Below are 398 nucleotides of genomic sequence, written 5' to 3'. Positions count from 1 at the left end.
CCATACCTGCTGTATAAGAAATCGCCCAAATGACACTGTGCATTTCATTAGCGAGTTTAAGTTCTTGAGGAGTTAAAATTTTGGCCAATAAACTCATTTCAGCTTGAAAATAAATCGAAGCAACACAAAGTCTTATGAAAATTAAAATAAATAAAAGCCAAAGCATACTAAGACTTGTGACAAAAATAAGACAAAAAATAGAAATTAATTCTATGCTAATCATGCTGAGTAAAAGTTTTTTAGGTTTATTTTTCTCTACTATGACGCCATTAATAGGAGCAAGTAAAACTCCAGGTAAAAAAGCAAGCATAGCACTTGTAGCTGTTGCCCAAGTAGGAGCATTAAGCTCAACCAAAAGGGTAAAAACTCCTGTTTGAGAAAACCATGCTCCAAAATAT

The 398-nt window shown here is 33.2% G+C and carries 1 protein-coding gene; it reads right to left on the bottom strand.

All coding sequences use genetic code 11. The annotated features are described in order from the left end of the window. On the bottom strand, positions 1-398 hold a 398-nt coding region (locus tag K9U41_RS23630), incomplete at both ends, for a hypothetical protein (RefSeq protein ID WP_282643251.1).

Source organism: Xanthobacter autotrophicus, from assembly GCF_029991245.1.
GTDB classification, from domain to species: domain Bacteria; phylum Pseudomonadota; class Alphaproteobacteria; order Rhizobiales; family Xanthobacteraceae; genus Xanthobacter; species Xanthobacter autotrophicus_C.
Note: the sequence above shows the minus strand (reverse complement) of the source record. Positions and strands in the feature narration are given on the sequence as shown.